Origin of the sequence: Desulfuromonas sp., assembly GCF_002868845.1 — a bacterium.
GTDB lineage: Bacteria > Desulfobacterota > Desulfuromonadia > Desulfuromonadales > BM501 > BM501.
This window is the reverse complement of sequence record NZ_PKUB01000004.1, coordinates 40,330-59,375: the sequence shown is the minus strand read 5'-3', so window position 1 is coordinate 59,375 and position 19,046 is coordinate 40,330. Positions and strand designations below refer to the sequence as shown.

Here is a 19,046-nt window from a genome sequence, read left to right as displayed (position 1 = left end):
AGAACTACAGAAGCATGACGACGAGCGGCAGGGTGAAGGCGATCTCCTTCGTCTTCATCGCCGCCAGGGCCGCCGCCAGGGCGCCCAGAGCATAGAGCCCCGCCTTCGGGCTCAGCAGCTTGCCGTCGGCTTCCTGGCAGAGCCGTCCGCGGAGATACAGCACGAGGCAGAGCAGGTAAAAGAAGGCGGCCATCGAGGCGAATCGCTGGACGAGATAGGTCACCGCCTGGGTCTGCACCGGGTGCGCGACGAAGAGGAGCGCCGCGGCCAGGGCGACGAGCCGGCTGCGGCCGGCCATGCCGCTCGTTCGCAGGTAGGGGGTCCGAAAGAGGAGCAGGCACAGGGCGTAGAGCAGGCAGGCGGAGCCGAGATGAACGCTCAGGTTGACGAGGTGATAGCCGAAGACGTTCAGCCCGCCGAAGTGGTAATTGAGGGCGAAACTGAGGTAGCCGACAAAGCGCCGCGGATTGTACCGGTAGCCGGCCCCGTCGGCCCAGAAGGTGTCCAGGTTCTGAATAACGGCATTGTGGACGATCGAGCTGTGGTCGTCGAAAATAAACGGTACGTCGAAGGTGTCGGCATAGACCAGCAGGCCGACCGCCGCCACCAGGAGCAGATGCGCCGAGCGCCAATGCCAGGCCGCGGGCCGGACCGGGCCATCCGGAATTGCGCCGCTATTCATTGCCGACTTGCGCATAATCGTTTGGGCAGGGCACTTCGACCACGATGCGCGTCCCTTCGCCGGCGGCGGAACGGATGTCCAGGCGGCCGCCGAGGATATCGACCCTCTCTTTCATGCCGACCAGCCCGAGATGCTCGGAAGGGTCGCAATCGAACTGCCGCCCATGGTAGTCGAAGCCGACGCCGTCGTCCTCTATCTTCAGGCGGATCGACGGGTAGGAGGCGACCAGGTGAATCGAGACGGCGGAGGCTTCGGCATGCTTGACGACGTTGTGCAGGGCCTCCTGAACCACGCGGAACAGCTTGATTTCCGAGGCGTTGTCGAGCTTGAAATCCCTCATCCCGGGGGCCTTGAAATGGATCTTCAGCCCGGAGGAGACGGCCAGTTTTTCGCAGTGATCGCGAATCGTCTGAACCAGGCCGAGCCGCTCCAGAACGGGCGGGCGCAGGCCGGCGGAGATCTGGCGGGCCGATTCGATCGTGTCCTGCAGAACCGCGTTCAGGGCGCGGACCCTTTGGCGCAGTTCCGGCGTTTGCCCCTCCAGGTCTTCGGCGAGCGTCCCCACGCTGATCTTCATCGCGTTGAGCCGCTGCCCCAGGTCGTCGTGAATCTCCCGGGACAGGCGCTTGCGCTCGTCTTCCTGGGCATTCATCAACCGGTGGGAGAGGCGCCGGATGCGCTCTTCGTCTTCCTTGCGCGATGTAATGTCGCGGGCCACCGCCAGCTTGGTCGGGCGGCCGTGGCCCGGCATCCTGATCGCCATCTCGATGACCGAAAACCATTTTTTGGTGACCAGGTTGAAGATCTCCTTGTAGATCGGCTGGTCGGAGGAGAAGACCAAGTCCTTGGTGCAGTCGTCGCAGACCTCTTCGAGGCCCCGGCAGACCCGGTAGCAGGGCTCATTGTCGATATCGGCGAGAACGCCCTGCTGCATCTTGCGATTGGCGTAGACGATGCGGTAGTCCTCGTCGACGACGTAGACACGGTCCTCCATCGCGTCGAGAACCTCGCGCAGGGTCCCCTGGGAGACGTGCATCGCCTCGGCGATGAGCTGGCACTCGGTCTGGTCCTTGAAGGTGCCCATGATCGCCGGGCGGCCCTCCACCTCGATCAGACGCGCCTCCACCTCGAGCCAGAATGGCGTGCCGTCGCAGCGAGTGGAGAGCTGGGCCCAGGACACTTCGGCGCTGGAGCGTTCGAGCATCTGCTTGTGGATGCCGCGGAAGAAGTCGGCGGTGGAGCGGTCCGGGTAGACCTCTTCGAAGAGGTTGCGACCGATCAGGGACGCGACCGAATCGTAGCCGAAATACCGGCCGAAATGATCGTTGAGGTAGATGGCCTTTTCATCCTGCACCACGTACAGGCCGGTCGAGATGTTGCTGACCATGGTTTCGAACAAGGCGCTCGGCATCGGATTGGTCATCGGATAGGACTCCTTTTAAGGCCGCCGTTCACAGCAAGAGGGCCCGCTCGCCGTCTTCTGCGCGGGGGGGGAGGAGCGGGATGTCCGGGTCGGCGGGGTCGTCGCAACCTGTCGAGAGAGCACGAAATAAACTAAGTGCGCATTATAACAATCAATCCAGCCAAAAACCAAGAAAATTCACCCCCAAGACCGCCAAGAAGAGCACAGAGAGCCCTCCCCGTTTCATCCGGAGCGACCCGCGTCGCTGGCGGCGACGCCACCATTCCCTAGTCAATGGGTCAAATAACTCAACACATAAACGACCTTTCTCCTCGGCCTAAAAATATCAGGCCCTTGACCCCCTTTTAAAAAGATTAGAAATCAACAACTTAATGCCCCAGGGGGACGATTCGGAGCGCAGGTGGGTGATATCGCCAACAGCTGGGTCAAATCACCCCGGAAAAGAGCCGCGCCCGACCCCGAAAATAGCAATTGTTATTTAAAAAGATCCAACAAATAGGGACTGTTCCCTAGGATATCGCTATTGAATTATAATTAGCCTACTTAAATTCAAGACCAAAAAACTTTCATTCTGGGTGTTTTTTAATAGCATTTATATCGAATAAGACACAATCATTTCGGGCACATAAAAATTTTCCACGGTTTTTCAACCGCTTCGGGATAAATATGAATATCCCTATAGCTGATTAAATACTCCCAAACAGCAACTTCTCGGCACCGAGGTTGCAGTAATTGCCGGTGGCTCTTTTCCGCAGACACACATGTAAGCGGAACTACCCCAGGCCTTCTTCCCGCACGTGCCCCAACACGGCGCGGTTCCAGGAAGGCCGACCAATCAGAGAGACTGGAAAGGGAGGTGATCGGTCAAACGATTTATCTGATCCGCTTACACACAAGAACAGACTGCAGTTTTTCGGTATTTCAATCGAAACGAAAGGACTGGTTAAATGATTAATAAACGGTACAAGTCATTGCTCCTCACGGTTGCCGTGGTCTGCACGGCGCTGTGCATGGGAGCAGGGGTGTCGTTTGCGGCGCATCCCGACATTCCCCTGTACACCTTCGAAGAAGTCTCCATGCAGTTCCAGGGCGTCGCTCAGGTCGACGCCAAAGACGCCGTCCCCGGCGTCGACTTCCAGCTGATGCCCGTCACCATCGTCGGCACCGAGCAGATGGGCGGCACCGGCTTCCCCTACAGCCCCAAGATGACCTGCGGCAACTGCCACAACGGCACCACCGACCGCTGGGACGGCGCCGGCAACGTTGACGCCAACGATGCGACCGCCACCCTGGTCAGCTACGACACGATGAACGACGAAGCGTTCCACATCGAGCTTGGCGCCCAGGAGTGGAAGCACTTCGGCGACAACGAAACCGGCGCCCGGGAAACCTCCCAGGGCGGCAAGCCGTGGTCCAGCACCAACGGCATGTGGGGCAAGTGGTGACCGCCTTCGCTCCGCCAGTCGGCGGACTTCACGAATGCGGACGCATCCGGAAAGACCTACACTGAAGCTGAATTTCTTGCCGAGGTCGACCTGGCTGCCTGGGACATGGGCACCACCTGCGGCAGCTGCCACGTCGGCGGCTCCCTGGTCGAAAAAGGCCTCGACGGCCTGCGTCACTCCCAGCGCCCCGTGCCTAACCCGACCACCGGTCCTTTCAATCCCTACAGCAACTACGTGCTCGAGCAGTACGTCCCGGCCACCGGCGCGGCCGACTTCGAAGTCGCCACCGCCGCCTGGTCGTACCCGGCCACCATGGGCGGCGAAGCCGTCATCGCCCCCGCGGGCTGGGGCCCCGGCAGCCAGATGATGATGCCCAACGTCCGCGAGGCCGACTGCTTCATGTGTCACCTCGAGGGCTACAACAACATCGTCAACTCCGCCGCCACCCAGATGGGCTACTTCAACGCCGCCCCCTCCATGGGCGCCGGCCTGATGAACATGTTCACCCAGGCCTACATGCCCGGCACCTTCACCCTCGGCGGCACGATCCCCGGCTTCGAGGCCTTCGGCAACATCGCCACCCTCTCCGGCGCCGTCATCGCCAACCTGAAGGCCGAGCCCCCGACCGCCAACTGCATGCAGTGCCACCTGCCGAACAACATGGCGAACTTCACGGAAATGTTCACAACCTTCCTTTCCGCGGCTCCCATGCAGTACAACGCCGACAGCTCCCAGCAGCCTAACGGCAGCGCGATCAACGGCATGGCGATGCCCGGCTACGACCTCAACTCCGCCTTCGTGGCCCCCAACGCCAAATCGCCCTCGATCGTCCTCAACTTCATGACCATGGGCTGGGAAGACACGGACGGCAACGACCAGTCCGGTCCCTTCGGCATCTTCCCCATGGCGCTCGACGCCGACTGGGGCATGTTCGACAATGAAGGCAACCCCAACATGGCCGTCGCTGGCGGCGACAAAGACGGCGAGTCCGGCCCGCTCTTCTACGCCGGCCGCATGCCGGAAGCCGGCCTGCCCATGGGCGACCAGAACGCGCTCAAGAAGGCCACCATCCCCTTCCCCAAAGCCGACTGGTTCAAGCGTGGCGACCTCTGGGGCGACAAGAAGCTGGAAGTCCACCTCAACCTCGGTTGCGGCGGCTGCCACTACAACACCAACAGCACCAACCCCGACCTGAACCAGTGCGATCCGGGCCGCGGCAAAACCCGCATGGGCGGCGTCGAAAGCGGCCAGGTCGCCATCGACACCCACAACACCGTCAAGCGCTGCCAGGACTGCCACATCACGGGCACCAACGTGGAAGGGATCGCCATCGGTAACTTCAGCGCTCCCAACCCGACCGCCGCCCACCGCGCAAAGGGCCTGCTCGCCAACGTGACCAAGGCCCTGAGGACCACCGACGGCACCAACGAAGTGGAATTCGACGGCAACCACCTCGACGTCATCGACTGCACCGTCTGCCACATCTACAAGCCGACCATGTCCGTCCGTTCCCTCGACTCCACCTCGGGCAACCGCTACCCCGCCATGATCGGTTACGACCAGTCCAAGGGCATGATGGGCATGTTCACCGACCCGATGACCTCCGACAACATGAGCGACGCTCAGGCCATCGGCGCCGTCACCTACAACATGGGCAACCAGGGCTTCAACAAGGACCTGGGCGGCTTCACCAGCATCGAGCTGATGATCGCCATGACCCGTCTCGGCGTCGCGGACTTCTCCTCCAAAATCATGGTCGATCCGACCTGGGGTCCCCGGTTGGCCGGCATGATGGCTTCCTACTTCCCGACCCTCTTTGACGGCGACGGCATGGCCACTTACGATGAAAACGAAATGGCCGCTGCGATGGGCCTGATCGGCAAAATGGCCGCCAACTTCCCCGGCATGGCTGACGGCGCCACCGACGGCGACGCCGCCCGCGCCATGCTCAAGGCCGAGATGAAGCAGTGGACCCCCATCTACGGCTGGTACGACAACCATCCCAAGATTGTCAACGGTCAGCCCAATCCCGAGTGGCGCCGCAACCTGATCCCCATCAACTTCATCGTGGCCCAGATGTGGGATGACGCCAACGGCGACTTCGACGCCAACGGCGACCAGGCCGAGCTCAACGCCAACTGGATGGCAGCCGACCCTGACCATCCCGGCGAAAACTTCATCAAGTGGGATCCCTGGATCGCCCGCGACATGAAGGCTAAGTGGAACTTCGCCGGTGGCCCCCTGGCCACCATCCCCATCGGCTTCGGCTCCGATCCCGCCTACGACAGCGTCTACGCGCCTGACGGTCAAAGCTTCAGCGGCGACTTCCAGTTCGTCGGCGTCTACGGCGGCAACGTCATGCTGACCACCCCCGAAGAAATCGACGCCTTCAAAACCCACGCGGGCGCCGACTGGGTCGACACCCAGCTGGTCTTCTTCGGCGGCAACCCCTTCCAGGTCACCCACAACGTCGTCGCCACCGAAACGTATGTCCTCGGCAACGACTGCGCCGACTGCCACGCACCCGGCAAAGGCTTCTTCTCGGGCGGCTACGACATGACCGGCTCCGGCGTTCCCGCCACGGCCGAATACGACTACGACGATTCGGGCTTCACCTTCGGCATGGACCTGGCCAACCCGATGACCACGACCAACATGATGCAGCGCCCCGTGGTCGACTTCGAAGTCATGGCGTTTAAAGACGACCTGCGCACCGGCTCCGAAGCCCTGAGGAAGTCCGACGGCAAGCTCATCGACGTCCACTTCGACAGCTGCCTCGAGGCCGACAAATCGACCCCGATCGCCTGTGAAGACGGCGCGGCCGTTTACCGCCTGACTCACGACCTGGGCCGGGATCAGTTCATGTATCCCGAGCTCGACTCTTCTGCCCTCGCGACCAAGATCGCCCTCCTCGAGGACGTCGACGCGATGAAAGCGCAGGCAGGCCTTGTTGACGACGGCGACGGCGGTTTCAACGCCATCGTGCCTGTCGCCGCGATCACCGGCGTCACCGGCGCCACCTTTGACGAGGACACCACCTTCGGCCTCAACGGCGCCCAGCTCAGCCACACCTTCAAGCACTACACCGCTACCATCGGCGCCGAGCTGACTCTCAACGCGACCGACGAAGGCGCCGGCTACAGCTACTACTGGCAGACTTCGGACGTCTCCTACGGCAACTTCGGCAAGGACGACTACCGCACCACGTCCACCCAGGTCGAAGGCGCTTCGGCAACCTACACCTTCAACAAGCTGGGGACCTTCACGGTCACCCTGACCGCGGTCTCCCCCGACGGCACCCGCGTACGCTCCTACGCCAAGGTCACCGTGGTCAACCCGGCATCGACGATCGTCATCACCCCTGCCGACCTCACCGCCTTCTCCTCGCGGTCGGTAACCCTCACCTTCAACACCTCGGCCTTTGCTGGCGATGCTGACCAGCTGGTCATCTACTGGGGTGACGGCAAGAAGGACACCGTGGCGATCGACGGCACCGACGACATCACTGACGTTGCCCATGACTACATGCTCTTCGCGGGCTTCGACAATGACGAAGACGGCACTTACAGCTACAACCTGAGCGTCTACGCTTGGGACAGCGCCACCAACGCGAAGGTGGACATGAAGGCGACTGCCACGGTTGAGATCACCCTTCCGTAATCATCACCAGCAGTCAGTTCACTTGCAATGACACATCAGGCCCGGGGATTTTTCCCCGGGCCTTTTTTCATTTCGCAGGGCGACCGCATCCCTGCTCGTGCCGCTCTTCCGCCGGAGGCCAAACCCGGCAGGCGACCGGAGCCGGGTCAAAACCGGCAACGCCCAATCCCAAGGACGTCCCCCCCCGATTCGTGCCCTGTCAAGCCCCCCCGCCCCTTTCCCGAAAACAAAGTGCGGGATTTCACCCACCATCAGGTGATATCCCGCACCCCTGAATCGCTCTTTCGAGCGGCCTGAACCCAAACACCACCCAGCCAAGCCCCTGTCACCCAAGCCCCCTGGGTACTTTCCACTAGTCGCCAAAAGGCTTTCCTGCATGCAAAATATTTTTCTTTCCGGCCCTTCGTAAACCCCATTTTATTTAAAAATTTTTATTTGTTTTTCGCATGGTTAGGGGTTTCTTTTCTTGCACGACCAGCCGTTTAATTCCCTGTAATATGTTTCTATTTATATAGTTTTTGAAAACAATTCTTCTGGCCGCAGACAAATTGGTACTGATTTGGCAGTAAAACGCCGTGGCTCTCTTCTATCCGCAATTTGCGTGTAGATTCCCGCGACTCTCTACCGAAGCCGTGCCCCAACACGGCAGGACCATGGGAAGGCGCAGGCAACCGAGGAAAATCGGTGCCTTAAAAGGGAATCGACCACCGCACGCGGCGAAGAAATGTTTGTTTTCGAACAACAATCGAAACGAAAGGAAGCAACGCATGAAAAATCGAAAACTCAACACCGTGCTCCTGACGGTCGCTACCGCCCTGGCGGTACTGACCTTCGGTGCAGGGACGGCCTTTGCGGCCCACCCCACGGTATGGCCCGCCGGCTATCCCGATGCGGGGGAGGACCTGACCATCCCCGTCAACACCTTCGAAGAGCTCTCCATGCAGTACGGGATGTGGGACGGCGAAGGCAATCTCATCCCGATGCAGGTCCAGGTCGACGGCAACAGCCTGAAGGGCATGCCCTACAGCCCGAAGCAGACCTGCGGCACCTCCGGCTGCCACGTCTATGACGGGGTGGACCAGGACTACGGCATGATATCCAAGCACGCCTTCCACTCGAGCCTGGCCTACGGCGAGTGGAACGACGCCAGCACCACCGCCTTCACCGCCGACCAGGTCAAGCCCTGGACCCAGACCGGCGGCATGTGGGGCAAGTGGTGAAGTCCTTCTCTTCGCCAGGTGGCGAATTTTATGGACCAGGACACCAACACCCCCGTTATTGACGACAAGTACTACACCGCAGACGAATTCCTCAAGGCCGTCGACCTGTCGGCCTGGGACGCCGCGACCATCTGCGGCAGCTGCCACGTCGGCGGCTCCCTCTCCGAGATGGACCGCAACGGCATGCGCCTGTCGATGAAGAACCCGATGGCCGGCGATCCCGGCGCCGGGGACTTCGATATGGACGCCGGCAAGGTCTACAACGCCTTCAACAACTTCGCCTTCGAGATGTTCGACCCGAACACCGGCGAAGAAATGTCCGTCGTCTCCCAGGCCCCCTGGGCCTTCCCGAACATGGACGGGATGACCGTCGCTCCGATCGAGGGCGTTCCCTACTCCGGTGGTTGGGGTTACGATGGAATGATGCCTGGCGTCGTCGACAACCAGATCATGATTCCCAACGTCAAGGAGATGGACTGCCTGTTCTGCCACCTCGACGGCTACCAGAACCTGATGTCCTCGGTCATGACCTACAGCGGCATGCTCTTCGCCGCCCCGGCCGCCGGCTCCGGCATCATGGACACCAACTCCATGAGCCCCACCATGCAGGGCTACACCGTGGCGATGCCTGCGACCACCCCGATCATGGGCGGCACGGCACTCTCCGACGGCACCCTGACCCTCATGGGCCAAAAGGGCATGGTCGTCATGGACGGCTTCAACGCTCTCTCCCTGAGCGACTACGCCCTGAGCAAGATCGAAGCCAACCCGAAGGATGAGAACTGCATGCAGTGCCACGCACCTTCGGGCCTGAAAGACCTGCCCGACATGATGCGCGACTACCTCTCCTCGGCACCGATGGTCTTCAACCCCAACGCCATCCAGAACATGACCAGCTTCACCGGTCTGGAAATGCCGGCGTTCGACTTCAACGCGCCGATGGGCAACACCTGGAACTTCTCCCAGGAGATCAATCCCGAGCATCCGATGAACGCCATGTTCCCCATGCCCCGGGCTTCCTACTTCACCTCTCCGGCCATCACCGGCGCCGACGCCATGGGCATGTCGGACTACGGCTTCGTGCCTTCCATCGGCTTCCCCTCGGCCATGGGCGCGACGATCTACAACACCGGCGCCATCGCCACTTCGCCCATGGGCATGCCCGGCGAAGCGCTGACCAACGCCTTCCTGCCCAACTTCTGGGCGACCAACGCCACCAACCCCAACGCCTTCAATCTGCTGATGGCGGCGGAAATCGGCGGCGGCAACCCGGCCGGCACCGGCCCTCTCTACTACGAGGCTCCCCTGTTCGACGAGGGCGTCCCCACCGGCTACCAGGACCAGAACATCCTGAAAAAAAGCGTCGTTCCCTTCCCGAAGGCCGAGTGGTTCAAGCGCGGCGATCTCTTCGGCGGCATTGCTGACGACATCCACTTCAACATCGGCTGCGCAGGCTGCCACTACGACACCAACACCACCAAGGTCGACGTGATTGCCGAAGACGGCAGCACCACCTTCGACGGCAAGTCCCTGTGCGATCCGGGCCGCGGCTGGGATGCCCTGAGCTGCATCGAGAACGGCACCACCGTCAACGGCACCACCTTCGACAGCAACAACACCGTCAAGGAGTGCGTCGACTGCCACATCAACGGCACCAACACCCAGGGCGTCGCCATCGGCACCTTCAGCGCCCCCAACCCGGACATCGCCCACGGCGAGGCCGGCCTGCTCGCCAACATGACCCAGGCGTTCGGGAAGGACAACGAGCCCTTCATCGGCAACCACCTCGACGTCATGGACTGCACCGTCTGCCACATCTACCGCAAGCAGATGGCGGTCCGCTCCCTCGACTCCACCTCGGGCAACCGCTACCCCAACATGCTCGGCTTCGCTGCATAGCAGGGGATGTTCGGCATGTTCTCCAACCCCATGGGCCTGACCCGCGACATGTTCGCTGAAGGGGCTGCTGGCGATGCCATGTTCGAAGCCTACGCCGGCGACTACTCCAACCTCACCGAGTGGCGCCCCCTCTACCTGTGGATGAAGACGGGCGACTACGCCACCGGCGACTCCCGGCACCGCGCCAAGCTCTTCGCCGGAAACATCATCGACGCGATCATCTGGAACAACTTCTCCGGCGACTTCGACGGCAACGGCGACGGCGTCGTCGGCCAGCCCCTGGGCCACCAGAACACCGGCGGGACCACCATCGACGGCGAGGGTTTTGAATACCTCAACTACGACCCGCCGATCTCCCGCGACATGAAGGGCCGCATGAACTACGGCCCGAGCGGCTTCGCCAACATCCCCGTCGGCTTCGGCGGCGGCGCCTTCGCCAGCGCCTACGCCGCGGACGGCACCTTCACCGGCCAGTGGAACTACGTCGGCGTCTACGGCGGCAACGCCGTCTTCTCCACTCCCGAGGAGGTCGACGCCTACCTGAGCGCCCAGACCACCGACGGTTTCTCCTGGAAGGACCGCGTCAAGTACTCCTTCGTCGGCGCGCCCTTCACCCTTACCCACAACGTCCGTTAGGCGAAGGTCGGCGCGTTCGTCCTCGGCGAGCGCCAGAAGAACGAAGCCGGCGAGATCACCGGCCTCGGCTGCTCCGAGTGTCACTCGGCTGCAGAGGAGTTCTTCAGCGGCACATTCGACATGATCGGCACCGCGATCAAGGCGCCTGCCGGCGGCAACTTCATGGTCAGCGGGGCCGAGCAGCTTGAGATCGTCACCGAAGAAGGCGACATGTTCACCGGCGCCGAGCTCGGCAACAAGCTCGGTCAGTCCCGCGAAGTCCCCTTCCATGTGGACGGCTGCTGGACCCCCGGCGCAACCCCGCAGGAAGGAGCCTTCGTGGCTTACGGCGACGGCGCCTGCACCACCGAAAGCGCCAACGCCGGTTACCGCATGGTCGGCGAGACCATGGAGCGCAGCAAGGCCATGTACCCCGAAGACGCCGGCATGGACGGCACCGGGTACAAGGACCTCAATGGCGATGTGGTCGGAGACGGCTCCCGCGCCGCATGGGTTGCCTACCTTGAGGACGAAGATGCCCTCATGGCGGCAGGCAGCCTGACCGAGACCGCCGGCGAGATCGCCGCTATCGTGCCGACCGCCGCAATGACCATCACCTCTGGCGCGACTTTCGACGTGAACACCACCTTCGGCCTCAACAACGCTCAGCTCAGCTACTCCTTCGACCACTACACCGCCGTCATCGGCACCGAGCTGACCCTCACCGCCACGGACGAAGGCGCCGGCTACAGCTACTACTGGCAGACGTCCGACCTCGCCCTGGGCAACTACGGCCAGGACGACTTCCGTGACGGGTCGACCCAGCTTGAAGGCGCTACCGCAACCTACACCTTCAACAAGCTCGGCACCTTCACGATCACCCTGACCGCGGTCTCTCCCGACGGCACCCGGACACGCACCTACGCCAAGGTCACCGTGGTCAACCCGGCGTCCAACATCGCCATCACGCCTGCCGACCTCACCGCTTTCGATGATCGGTCGGTCACCATCACCTTCGACACCTCCGGTCTCTCCGTCGCCGACCAGGCGGCTGCTGACCAGCTGGTGATCTACTGGGGTGACGGCAAGAAGGACACGGTCGCCATTACCGGCACGAGCACCGCCGTGGACCATGACTACATGCTCTTCTCCGGCTTCGACAACGACGAAGACGGCACCTACACCTACAAGCTGTCCGTCTACACCTGGGACAGCGCCAACAACGTGAAGGTGGACATGAAGNTGAAGAAGACTGCTACGGTTGAAGTTACCCTGCCGTAATCACGACCCAACAGTCGAATCAATTGTTATGACATCAGGCCCGGGGATTTTTCCCCGGGCCTTTTTTCGTTCCCGCGAGGCGTGCGGAATGCGGCGGCATTGTCATGGGCGATTCGGCGCTGCGCTCCTTGATCCACCCTGCGCCGACTCATCGACAGACGAACCAGAGAGCAAAACATCCGCAGGGTGGGTCAAGCGGAGCGGAGCGAACCGACGAAGCGAGAGCTGGAATTGCCTGAAAAATAGCAGCGAAGGCGGAAGGGGGGACGACAAAGGTCTTCTTAGAGCCTGGTCTTCTTGCAATCGAACACATGAGCCCGGCTGTCGGTCGGGAATGCGACTGCCGGGCTCGAAACCATGCAAGGTGCGGCAACGCAGCCCCCCTGCAGAGATAAAGGATTCCACGCCTGGCCATTGCCCCCCCCCTGGCCGCATCGTTCAGGTCGCCGCCGCAGATCCGCGCCAGGGGAAAAACTCCCCGGCAGCCCGCGCCGCCAGAAATGGGGAAACCATTCCCGCCGCGCGGGGTTGTGCCCGGGATATGGGACCGGGAAAGCCGCTTCCTTGACGCAAGGGGGGGGGGAGATGAGTGGCCACCCCTTGAGCCGCAGCTACAGAGGGGGGTTGCCCGGCCTTCTCAGTGCCCTCTCCTGCTGTGGCGACAACCTTTGTTCCATAAAATAGAAAAAGCGGGCCCCGCCATTGCGGCGGGGCCCGCTTTTTCTATCGGTCATGCTGTGTCCGGAAATTACAACCGGCTACTTCTGCTCTCCGTACCAGCTGGTGACGATGTCGTCGTCGGAGAAGGTCTTCGCCTCGCCGACGATCATGCCGTCGTCGTTGATGTCGTTGACCTTCGTGTCGCCCCCGAAGCTGTACAGGCGGCCGAGGTCTTCCATCTTCGCGCTGCCGGGTTTCCAGTAGAAGGCGTGAACGAAATCGTCGGAGGCCTCGGACCAGCCGACGACCTCGCCCTTGTCGTTAATGGCCAGCGCGCCGCTCTTCCGGCCGCCGAGGGTGCCCAGGTCGACGATCCCGTCCTGGGGATCCCAGAAGAAGGCGTGGGTGTCGAGAACCGAGTTGGGGGGCTCTGCGATCGAGAGGTAGCGGGAATCGCCGACGATCTGGCCGGAGGCGTTCATGGCCACGACCGCCATCGCGGTGCCGCCGCCCAAAGGCTCGATCTCGACCATGCCCTGGTTGAAGTTCTGCCAGGAGAAGGCGTGAACCTCGCCGCTGGAGGTGATGAACTGCCCGGCCACGTACCCGAGGTCGTTGATCAGCTGGGCGGTGGAGCCAAAACCCATCAGGTCGTCGATGTTGCGCATGCCGGAAGCGGAATCCCAGATAAAGGCCCGGTTCGCCCCGTCGATCTTGCCGAAGCCGACAACCTTGCCGCCGGCATTGATGTCGAAAGCCTTGCTGGTCGTATCCCATTCACCCTTCGGGTCGGGATGGATGTTGGTCAGGACGCCGTTCTGCCAGACAAAGGCCTGCTGAAAATTCTGATTGGCGTCGATATCGGACCATCCGGCGACCTTGCCCTGGCTGTTGACCGCTTCGGCCGAACTTTCCGGGCCGCCGAGGGTGCCGATGGCGACGGTGTTGCCGTCGTCGACGTCCCAGAAAAACGCCTGGAAGTCGCCGGCCGCCGTGTCGGACTGGCCGACCACCTGGCCGTTGTCGTTGAAATCGTAGGCCTCGCTGGTCAACCCGCCGAGCGGTTCGACAAAGAGGGCCATGGAGTCGGCCTTGTCTTCCAGGACGTAGGTGAAGAGCTGGTCGCCGCCGGTCGTCTCGCCGGCGATCTGGCCGTTGTTGTTGACGAACAGCGCCCAGCTGTCGAGGCCGAGGTTGGCCACCTTGTTGCCGAGATCGGTAAAGTTGTAGACGTCGCCGCCGGGCAGGACGTCGCTCGGCTCTCCGCCGCCGCCGTCGTTGCCGTCTTGGGTCGGCGCGCCGCCACCGCCGCCGCCACCGCCGCAGCCGACGAGATTAATGGACGCCGCCAGGAGAAGGATCAAAAGGAAATTCAACCGTCTCATAGTTCACCTCAAAGGACAGGGGTTGATGCTCGCAAATGAGCCAATATCGTTGTTTATTTTCAAAGCTATGGACGAGTCTAGCGGGATTGTCAAATCGATGCTACGTGGCAACCCGTACGAATCGATACCGGAGAAGACCACCATCGGACTGCGCATCTGCACATCGCCTCAGAAGGTCATGCGGAATCCGAGGGAAAAATTCTGGGTGGCGTATTGGGAATCGACGCTCCGCCCGTCGGTGGTGTCGAACTGGGGATCGAGCGTTGCGAAGTAGCGGTAGGACAGGTCGATGAGGGCCCTGGGGCTGATCTCGCAACTGACCCCGAAACCGCCCTGGTAGGCAAAGACGAGATCGTCGGTGGTCTCGAAATCGAGGCTGAGGCTCTTGTCCTCGGCCAGGTTGACATAGGCGCCGCCGGCCCCCGCGGTAATAAAGGGGGTGACCGGCGTGCGGGTGGGAAAATCGGCGTAGGAGTTGAGCATCAGGCTGAAGGACTCGAACGTCCCGCCGGGGTTGAAGCTCTCTCCCTCGAGGGTGATGCCGTCGATGCCGTTGTGCCGGTAGGCGCCCTCCAGTTCGATCCGCCCCTCGCCGACGTCGTACCCGAGGGCGCCGCTCAGGACGAGGCCCGGGTCGAAATCGATCTCGACGGTGTTAAAGTTACCGGTAAGGTCGGCGTCGTTCATGGCGACGCTGCCGCCCTGGGCGCTGATGTAGACGGGACCCCGTTCGGCAAAGGCCGACCCGGACAAAAGGATCGAGGCCATGAAGGCCAGAGATATGAACCACTTATTACGCATTGCCACCCCGTGCCGCATGTTGGGTTAAAACTTTCTCTAATCGGACGAATGTTAGGGCCTGAGTCGGTAAATGTCAATAAAAACCCTTCCTTTTATTTCCTCCGCAAAGGATGTACACTGACTCACTTTTCCCCCAGACCACCCCTCACAAGGCTATGGAGACGACGATGTCCGCTATCCGCTGGGAACCAGGTTTGAAACTGCACGGGTTTGCCGTTACCGCCCATACCCCCTTGCCGGAACTGAATGCCGAACTGATCGAACTGCGGCACGAGGTCACCGGGGCGCGGATGGTCCATCTCGCCGCCGAAGACGACAACAACCTGTTCGCGGTCGGTTTCCACACCACCCCCCACGACTCGACGGGGGTGGCCCACATCCTTGAGCACACGGTGCTGTGCGGCTCGGAGCATTTCCCGGTGCGCGACCCCTTCTTCTCCATGCTCAAGCGCAGCCTCAACACCTTCATGAACGCCTTTACCGCCAGCGACTGGACCCTCTACCCCTTCTCCAGCCAGAACCGCAAGGATTTCTTCAACCTGATGGACATCTACCTCGATGCGGCCTTCTTCCCCCGCCTGCTGGAGCGGGACTTCCACCAGGAGGGGCACCGCCTGGAGCTTGCCGACCCGGCCGACCCGGATTCGGCCGTCGTCTTCAAGGGAGTGGTGTACAACGAGATGAAGGGGGCCATGGCCGACCCTTCGTCCCTGCTCGCCCGGCGTCTCAACCGGGCCCTCTACCCCACCACCACCTACGGCCACAACTCGGGCGGCGAGCCGGCCGCGATTCCCGACCTGAGCTGGGAGCAGCTGCGCGCGTTTCACGCCACTTACTACCACCCGGCCAACGCCTATTTCTGCACCTACGGCAACCTCCCCCTGGAGGAGCACCTGCGGGTCGTCGAGGAGAAGGCCCTGTCGCGCTTCGGCCACAAGGCGGTCGATAGCGCGGTCCCCGACGAGGTGCGCTTCGAGAGTCCGAAAAGGCTGATCGAAACCTTCCCCCTGGCCTCGGAGGAGTCCCAGGAGAGGCGGAGCATGGTCCAGGTGGCCTGGCTCACCTGCCCGATCAGCGACAGTTTCGAGCGGACCGCCCTCTCCCTCCTCTCCAACCTGCTCTTGGGCAACCCGGCGGCCCCGCTGCACAAGGCCCTGCTCGACAGCAAGCTCGGCCAGAACCTGGCCCCGGGCACCGGCTACCACGACGACAACCGGGAGACCTTCTTCGCCGCCGGGCTCCAGGGGACCGAGCCCGAAGAGGCGGAGAAGATCGAAAAAATCGTCATCGACACCCTGGAGAAGGCGGCGCAGGAGGGCTTCCCGGCGGAGCGGATCGAAGCGGCCCTGCACCAGATGGAATTCGCCCACCGGGAGGTCACCGGGGACCAGTACCCCTACGCCCTGGTGCTCCTGATGCGCCTGCTCGGCCCCTGGATCCACGCCGGCGACCCCGTCACCCCCCTGCTGCTCGACCAGGACCTCGAACGGGTCCGGAAGGAGGCGGCGCAAGGGCCCTTCTTCCAGGAACTGATCCGCCGCCACCTGCTCGGCAACTCCCACCGGGTGACCCTGACCCTGCGCCCCGACCCCGGGCAGGCCGAGCGCGAGGAGGCGGAGACCGCCGCCCGCCTGGAGACGCTGGGCGCGGCCCTCTGCGCGGAGGACCGGCAGCGCATCCGGGCCGAGGCCGAGGAGCTGCAGCGCTCGCAGGAGGCGGAGGAGGACCTCTCGGTCCTGCCGACCCTCGAATTCTCCGACATCCCGGAAGAGGAGCGCCCGGTCCGCGCCCTTGCAGGGAAGGAAAGCGGGACGCCGGTGCACTGGTTCGACCAGCCGACCAACGGCATCGTCTACTTCACCTCCCACCTGTCGACCCGGGACCTGCCGGAGGACCTGCGGCCCTACGCGCCCCTGTTCTGCGCCACCCTCACCCAGGTCGGGGCGGCGGGCCACGACTACATGGAGATGGCCGAGCGCATGACCGCGGCCACCGGCGGCATCCGCGCCGGGACATCGGTCCTCGAGTCCCCCGGAGGCCTGGACGACTTCGCGCCTCTTCTGGAGGTCAAGGGCAAGGCCCTGCGGCGCAACGGGGAGAAGCTGTTCGACATCCTGGAGGACATTTTCACCGCCCCCGACTTCTCCGACCTGGAGCGTTTGCACACGGTGTTCAACCAGATCAAGACCAACCTGGAGAACTCCATCCCCGGGGCGGGCCACCGCTACGCCGCCCGGGCCGCCGCCGCCTCTCTCAGCGCCGGCGCGAGCCAGCGGGAGGAGTGGTCCGGGGTCTCCCTGGTGCGCCTGGCCAAGCAGGTCGCCGCTCTGGCCCCCGGGGAGCTGGCGGAGGTCGCCGGAAAGCTGCGGGCCATCGGCGAACGCCTCCTTGACGGCGGGCTGATCCGCTGCGCGCTGACCGCCGAGGCGAGGGCCTTCGACTCGGTGCGCCCATCCCTGGGCGCCTTCCTGAAGGCCCTGCCCCGCGGCGCAAAGGAGGCGGCGGCTCCGGCGGGCCCCTTCGCGCCCCGCCCCCTGCGGACCGGCTGGGCCGCCTCGCTCCCGGTGAACTACGTGACCCGGGTGTTTCGCGCCGTCCCCCTGGTCCACCCCGACTCCCCGGCCCTCATGGTGCTGTCCCGGCTGCTGCGGGCCGGCTACCTGCACCGGGAAATCCGTGAAAAAGGCGGCGCCTACGGGGGCCTGGCCTCCTTCGACCCGGAGACCGGGCTCTTCTCCATGCTCTCCTACCGGGACCCTCACCTGATCCGCACTCTGCAGGTCTACCGGGATGCCGCCGAGTGGGCCGCCTCCGGCGACTTCACCGACGAGGCGGTCAAAGAGGCCGTCCTCTCGGTCTTCAGCGAGATCGACCGGCCCCTTTCGCCCGGGGGACGGGGCAACCGCGAGTTCGCCCACATCCGGCAGGGCCTCTCCCTGGAGATGCGTCAGAGCCTGAGGGGAAAACTCCTCGCCGTGGACGCCGGATCCCTGCGCCGGGCCGCCGAGCGCCACCTGTTGGCCCAGTGGCCGCAGAGCGCGGTAGGTGTCATGGCCGGGGAGGAGGCTCTGCGCCGGGCCAACGAGGAACTCGGGGACGAAGGGCTCCGGATCGAACGGATCTGAAGCCGCGCTGGAGGGGTAAAGTCGAAAGACGGCCTCAGAACCGGTGACAGTGCAGGCACAGGGCGCTGCCCCGGTTGCTGAGGGTGAGCAGCTTGCGCTCGGTGGAATAGATGCTGTGGCAGGAGGTGCAGCCGAGTTTTCCCTCGATAAAGGAAATCGCGGGGTCGAGCTGGCTGCGGGGGTTGAGCTCCCGGTTGCGGGCCTGGATCTGGTCGTAAACCACGCCGACGGGGTGGCTGAGACAGACCCTGTCCAACCCCGAAGTGCAGAAGTGGACGTCCCCCGCGCTCAGGGCGTCGTGGCAGGCGAGACATCCCCTGGAGATGCGGTCCAGCGAGACCGACACGTCCCCCGGGGGGGTATAGACCTTGGCGTGAGCCAGGAATACGGCGCCGCCGTGCCCCCCGTCGCCCAGCGTATGGCAATGGCCGCAGAACCCCCTGTCCACCTCCTCTCCCCGGAGCCGATAAGGGCGCTCGGGGGACACTTCGAGGTGGGGATGGTGACAGCTCACGCAACTGAGCCGGCCGCCGCCGTCGAGGCGGAACCCCGAGGGGATCTCCAGGGTTGGAACGACCCCGGTGGGATGGGAGTTGTCCTTCGACATGGCATGGCACTGAAGGCAGACAAGGTCAACGTCCCGGACAAGGACCGGTTCCCCCGCGCCTGGGCGGGCGCGGTGGCACTCGTCGCAGAGCCCCTCGAAATCGTGGGAAGGGTCGGCGGACTGGGGCGGCGCGGATGTCACGAAAAAGACCGCGCCGAACAGGAGCAGGACGAGAAATCCGAACAGGATGGGGCGGTTGTTCATGGCCGGCCTTCCCGCAAAGGGTCTGGTCATCGGAATAAG

At 63.2% G+C, this 19,046-nt stretch carries 11 protein-coding genes and 1 pseudogene; 7 read left to right on the top strand and 5 right to left on the bottom strand.

The genetic code is table 11. The features are described 5' to 3' along the window. Positions 1 to 4: 4 nt before the first annotated feature. Positions 5 to 682 (bottom strand): hypothetical protein, encoded by a 678-nt coding sequence (locus tag C0617_RS01035; protein WP_291315166.1) that lies wholly within the window; start codon positions 680 to 682, stop codon positions 5 to 7. Next, positions 675 to 2,105, bottom strand: coding sequence for a PAS domain S-box protein (locus C0617_RS01030; RefSeq protein ID WP_291315165.1), 1,431 nt, complete (start codon positions 2,103 to 2,105; stop codon positions 675 to 677). Before C0617_RS01030 ends, C0617_RS01035 begins: the two co-directional genes overlap by 8 nt. Before the next feature lie 947 nt (positions 2,106 to 3,052). On the opposite strand from C0617_RS01030, the gene C0617_RS01025 reads away from it, so the two are divergent. The 6 genes and pseudogenes from C0617_RS01025 to C0617_RS16935 form a co-directional block, all read left to right on the top strand. Next, on the top strand, positions 3,053 to 3,550 hold the full coding sequence (locus C0617_RS01025) for a hypothetical protein (RefSeq protein WP_291315164.1): 498 nt from the start codon (positions 3,053 to 3,055) through the stop codon (positions 3,548 to 3,550). 105 nt (positions 3,551 to 3,655) lie between these two features. Further along, positions 3,656 to 7,210, top strand: coding sequence for a PKD domain-containing protein (locus tag C0617_RS01020; protein ID WP_291315163.1), 3,555 nt, complete (start codon positions 3,656 to 3,658; stop codon positions 7,208 to 7,210). 767 nt (positions 7,211 to 7,977) lie between these two features. Beyond that, entirely contained in the window at positions 7,978 to 8,430 is a 453-nt protein-coding gene (locus C0617_RS01015; RefSeq protein WP_291315162.1) for a hypothetical protein, read from the top strand. A 30-nt stretch (positions 8,431 to 8,460) separates the two neighbouring features. Continuing rightward, the gene (locus tag C0617_RS01010; RefSeq protein WP_291315161.1) at positions 8,461 to 10,329 is read left to right on the top strand and encodes a hypothetical protein; all 1,869 of its coding nucleotides are present in this window, start codon (positions 8,461 to 8,463) and stop codon (positions 10,327 to 10,329) included. A 15-nt stretch (positions 10,330 to 10,344) separates the two neighbouring features. After that, positions 10,345 to 10,965, top strand: coding sequence for a hypothetical protein (locus C0617_RS01005; RefSeq protein ID WP_291315160.1), 621 nt, complete (start codon positions 10,345 to 10,347; stop codon positions 10,963 to 10,965). A gap of 120 nt (positions 10,966 to 11,085) precedes the next feature. Next, positions 11,086 to 12,186: pseudogene (locus C0617_RS16935) on the top strand (PKD domain-containing protein); the annotation flags it as partial. Between the two features lie 797 nt (positions 12,187 to 12,983). Here C0617_RS16935 and C0617_RS01000 read toward each other — a convergent pair. Together C0617_RS01000 and C0617_RS00995 are read right to left on the bottom strand one after the other, a co-directional pair. Further along, a complete protein-coding gene (locus tag C0617_RS01000; protein WP_291315159.1) occupies positions 12,984 to 14,270 on the bottom strand; it encodes a hypothetical protein in 1,287 nt (428 codons plus the stop codon). Between the two features lie 168 nt (positions 14,271 to 14,438). Beyond that, on the bottom strand, positions 14,439 to 15,071 hold the full coding sequence (locus tag C0617_RS00995) for a P44/Msp2 family outer membrane protein (protein WP_291315158.1): 633 nt from the start codon (positions 15,069 to 15,071) through the stop codon (positions 14,439 to 14,441). A 167-nt stretch (positions 15,072 to 15,238) separates the two neighbouring features. Here C0617_RS00995 and C0617_RS00990 point away from each other — a divergent pair, with 167 nt between their 5' ends. Beyond that, a complete protein-coding gene (locus tag C0617_RS00990) occupies positions 15,239 to 18,196 on the top strand; it encodes an insulinase family protein (RefSeq protein ID WP_291315157.1) in 2,958 nt (985 codons plus the stop codon). Between the two features lie 34 nt (positions 18,197 to 18,230). On the opposite strand, the gene C0617_RS00985 is transcribed toward C0617_RS00990, so the two are convergent. After that, complete coding sequence (locus C0617_RS00985; RefSeq protein ID WP_291315156.1) at positions 18,231 to 19,007, bottom strand: cytochrome c3 family protein; 777 nt, start codon at positions 19,005 to 19,007, stop codon at positions 18,231 to 18,233. Positions 19,008 to 19,046 lie beyond the last annotated feature (39 nt).

Bases quoted from the DNA above. Each gene is read 5' to 3' on its own strand.
- C0617_RS01005 (WP_291315160.1), top strand. From the start codon at position 10,345: ATGTTCTCCAACCCCATGGGCCTGACCCGCGACATGTTCGCTGAAGGG.
- C0617_RS01025 (WP_291315164.1), top strand. From the start codon at position 3,053: ATGATTAATAAACGGTACAAGTCATTGCTCCTCACGGTTGCCGTGGTC.
- C0617_RS01020 (WP_291315163.1), top strand. From the start codon at position 3,656: ATGGGCACCACCTGCGGCAGCTGCCACGTCGGCGGCTCCCTGGTCGAA.
- C0617_RS01030 (WP_291315165.1), bottom strand. From the start codon at position 2,105: ATGACCAATCCGATGCCGAGCGCCTTGTTCGAAACCATGGTCAGCAAC.
- C0617_RS01010 (WP_291315161.1), top strand. From the start codon at position 8,461: ATGGACCAGGACACCAACACCCCCGTTATTGACGACAAGTACTACACC.
- C0617_RS00990 (WP_291315157.1), top strand. From the start codon at position 15,239: ATGTCCGCTATCCGCTGGGAACCAGGTTTGAAACTGCACGGGTTTGCC.
- C0617_RS01035 (WP_291315166.1), bottom strand. From the start codon at position 682: ATGAATAGCGGCGCAATTCCGGATGGCCCGGTCCGGCCCGCGGCCTGG.
- C0617_RS00985 (WP_291315156.1), bottom strand. From the start codon at position 19,007: ATGAACAACCGCCCCATCCTGTTCGGATTTCTCGTCCTGCTCCTGTTC.
- C0617_RS00995 (WP_291315158.1), bottom strand. From the start codon at position 15,071: ATGCGTAATAAGTGGTTCATATCTCTGGCCTTCATGGCCTCGATCCTT.
- C0617_RS01000 (WP_291315159.1), bottom strand. From the start codon at position 14,270: ATGAGACGGTTGAATTTCCTTTTGATCCTTCTCCTGGCGGCGTCCATT.
- C0617_RS01015 (WP_291315162.1), top strand. From the start codon at position 7,978: ATGAAAAATCGAAAACTCAACACCGTGCTCCTGACGGTCGCTACCGCC.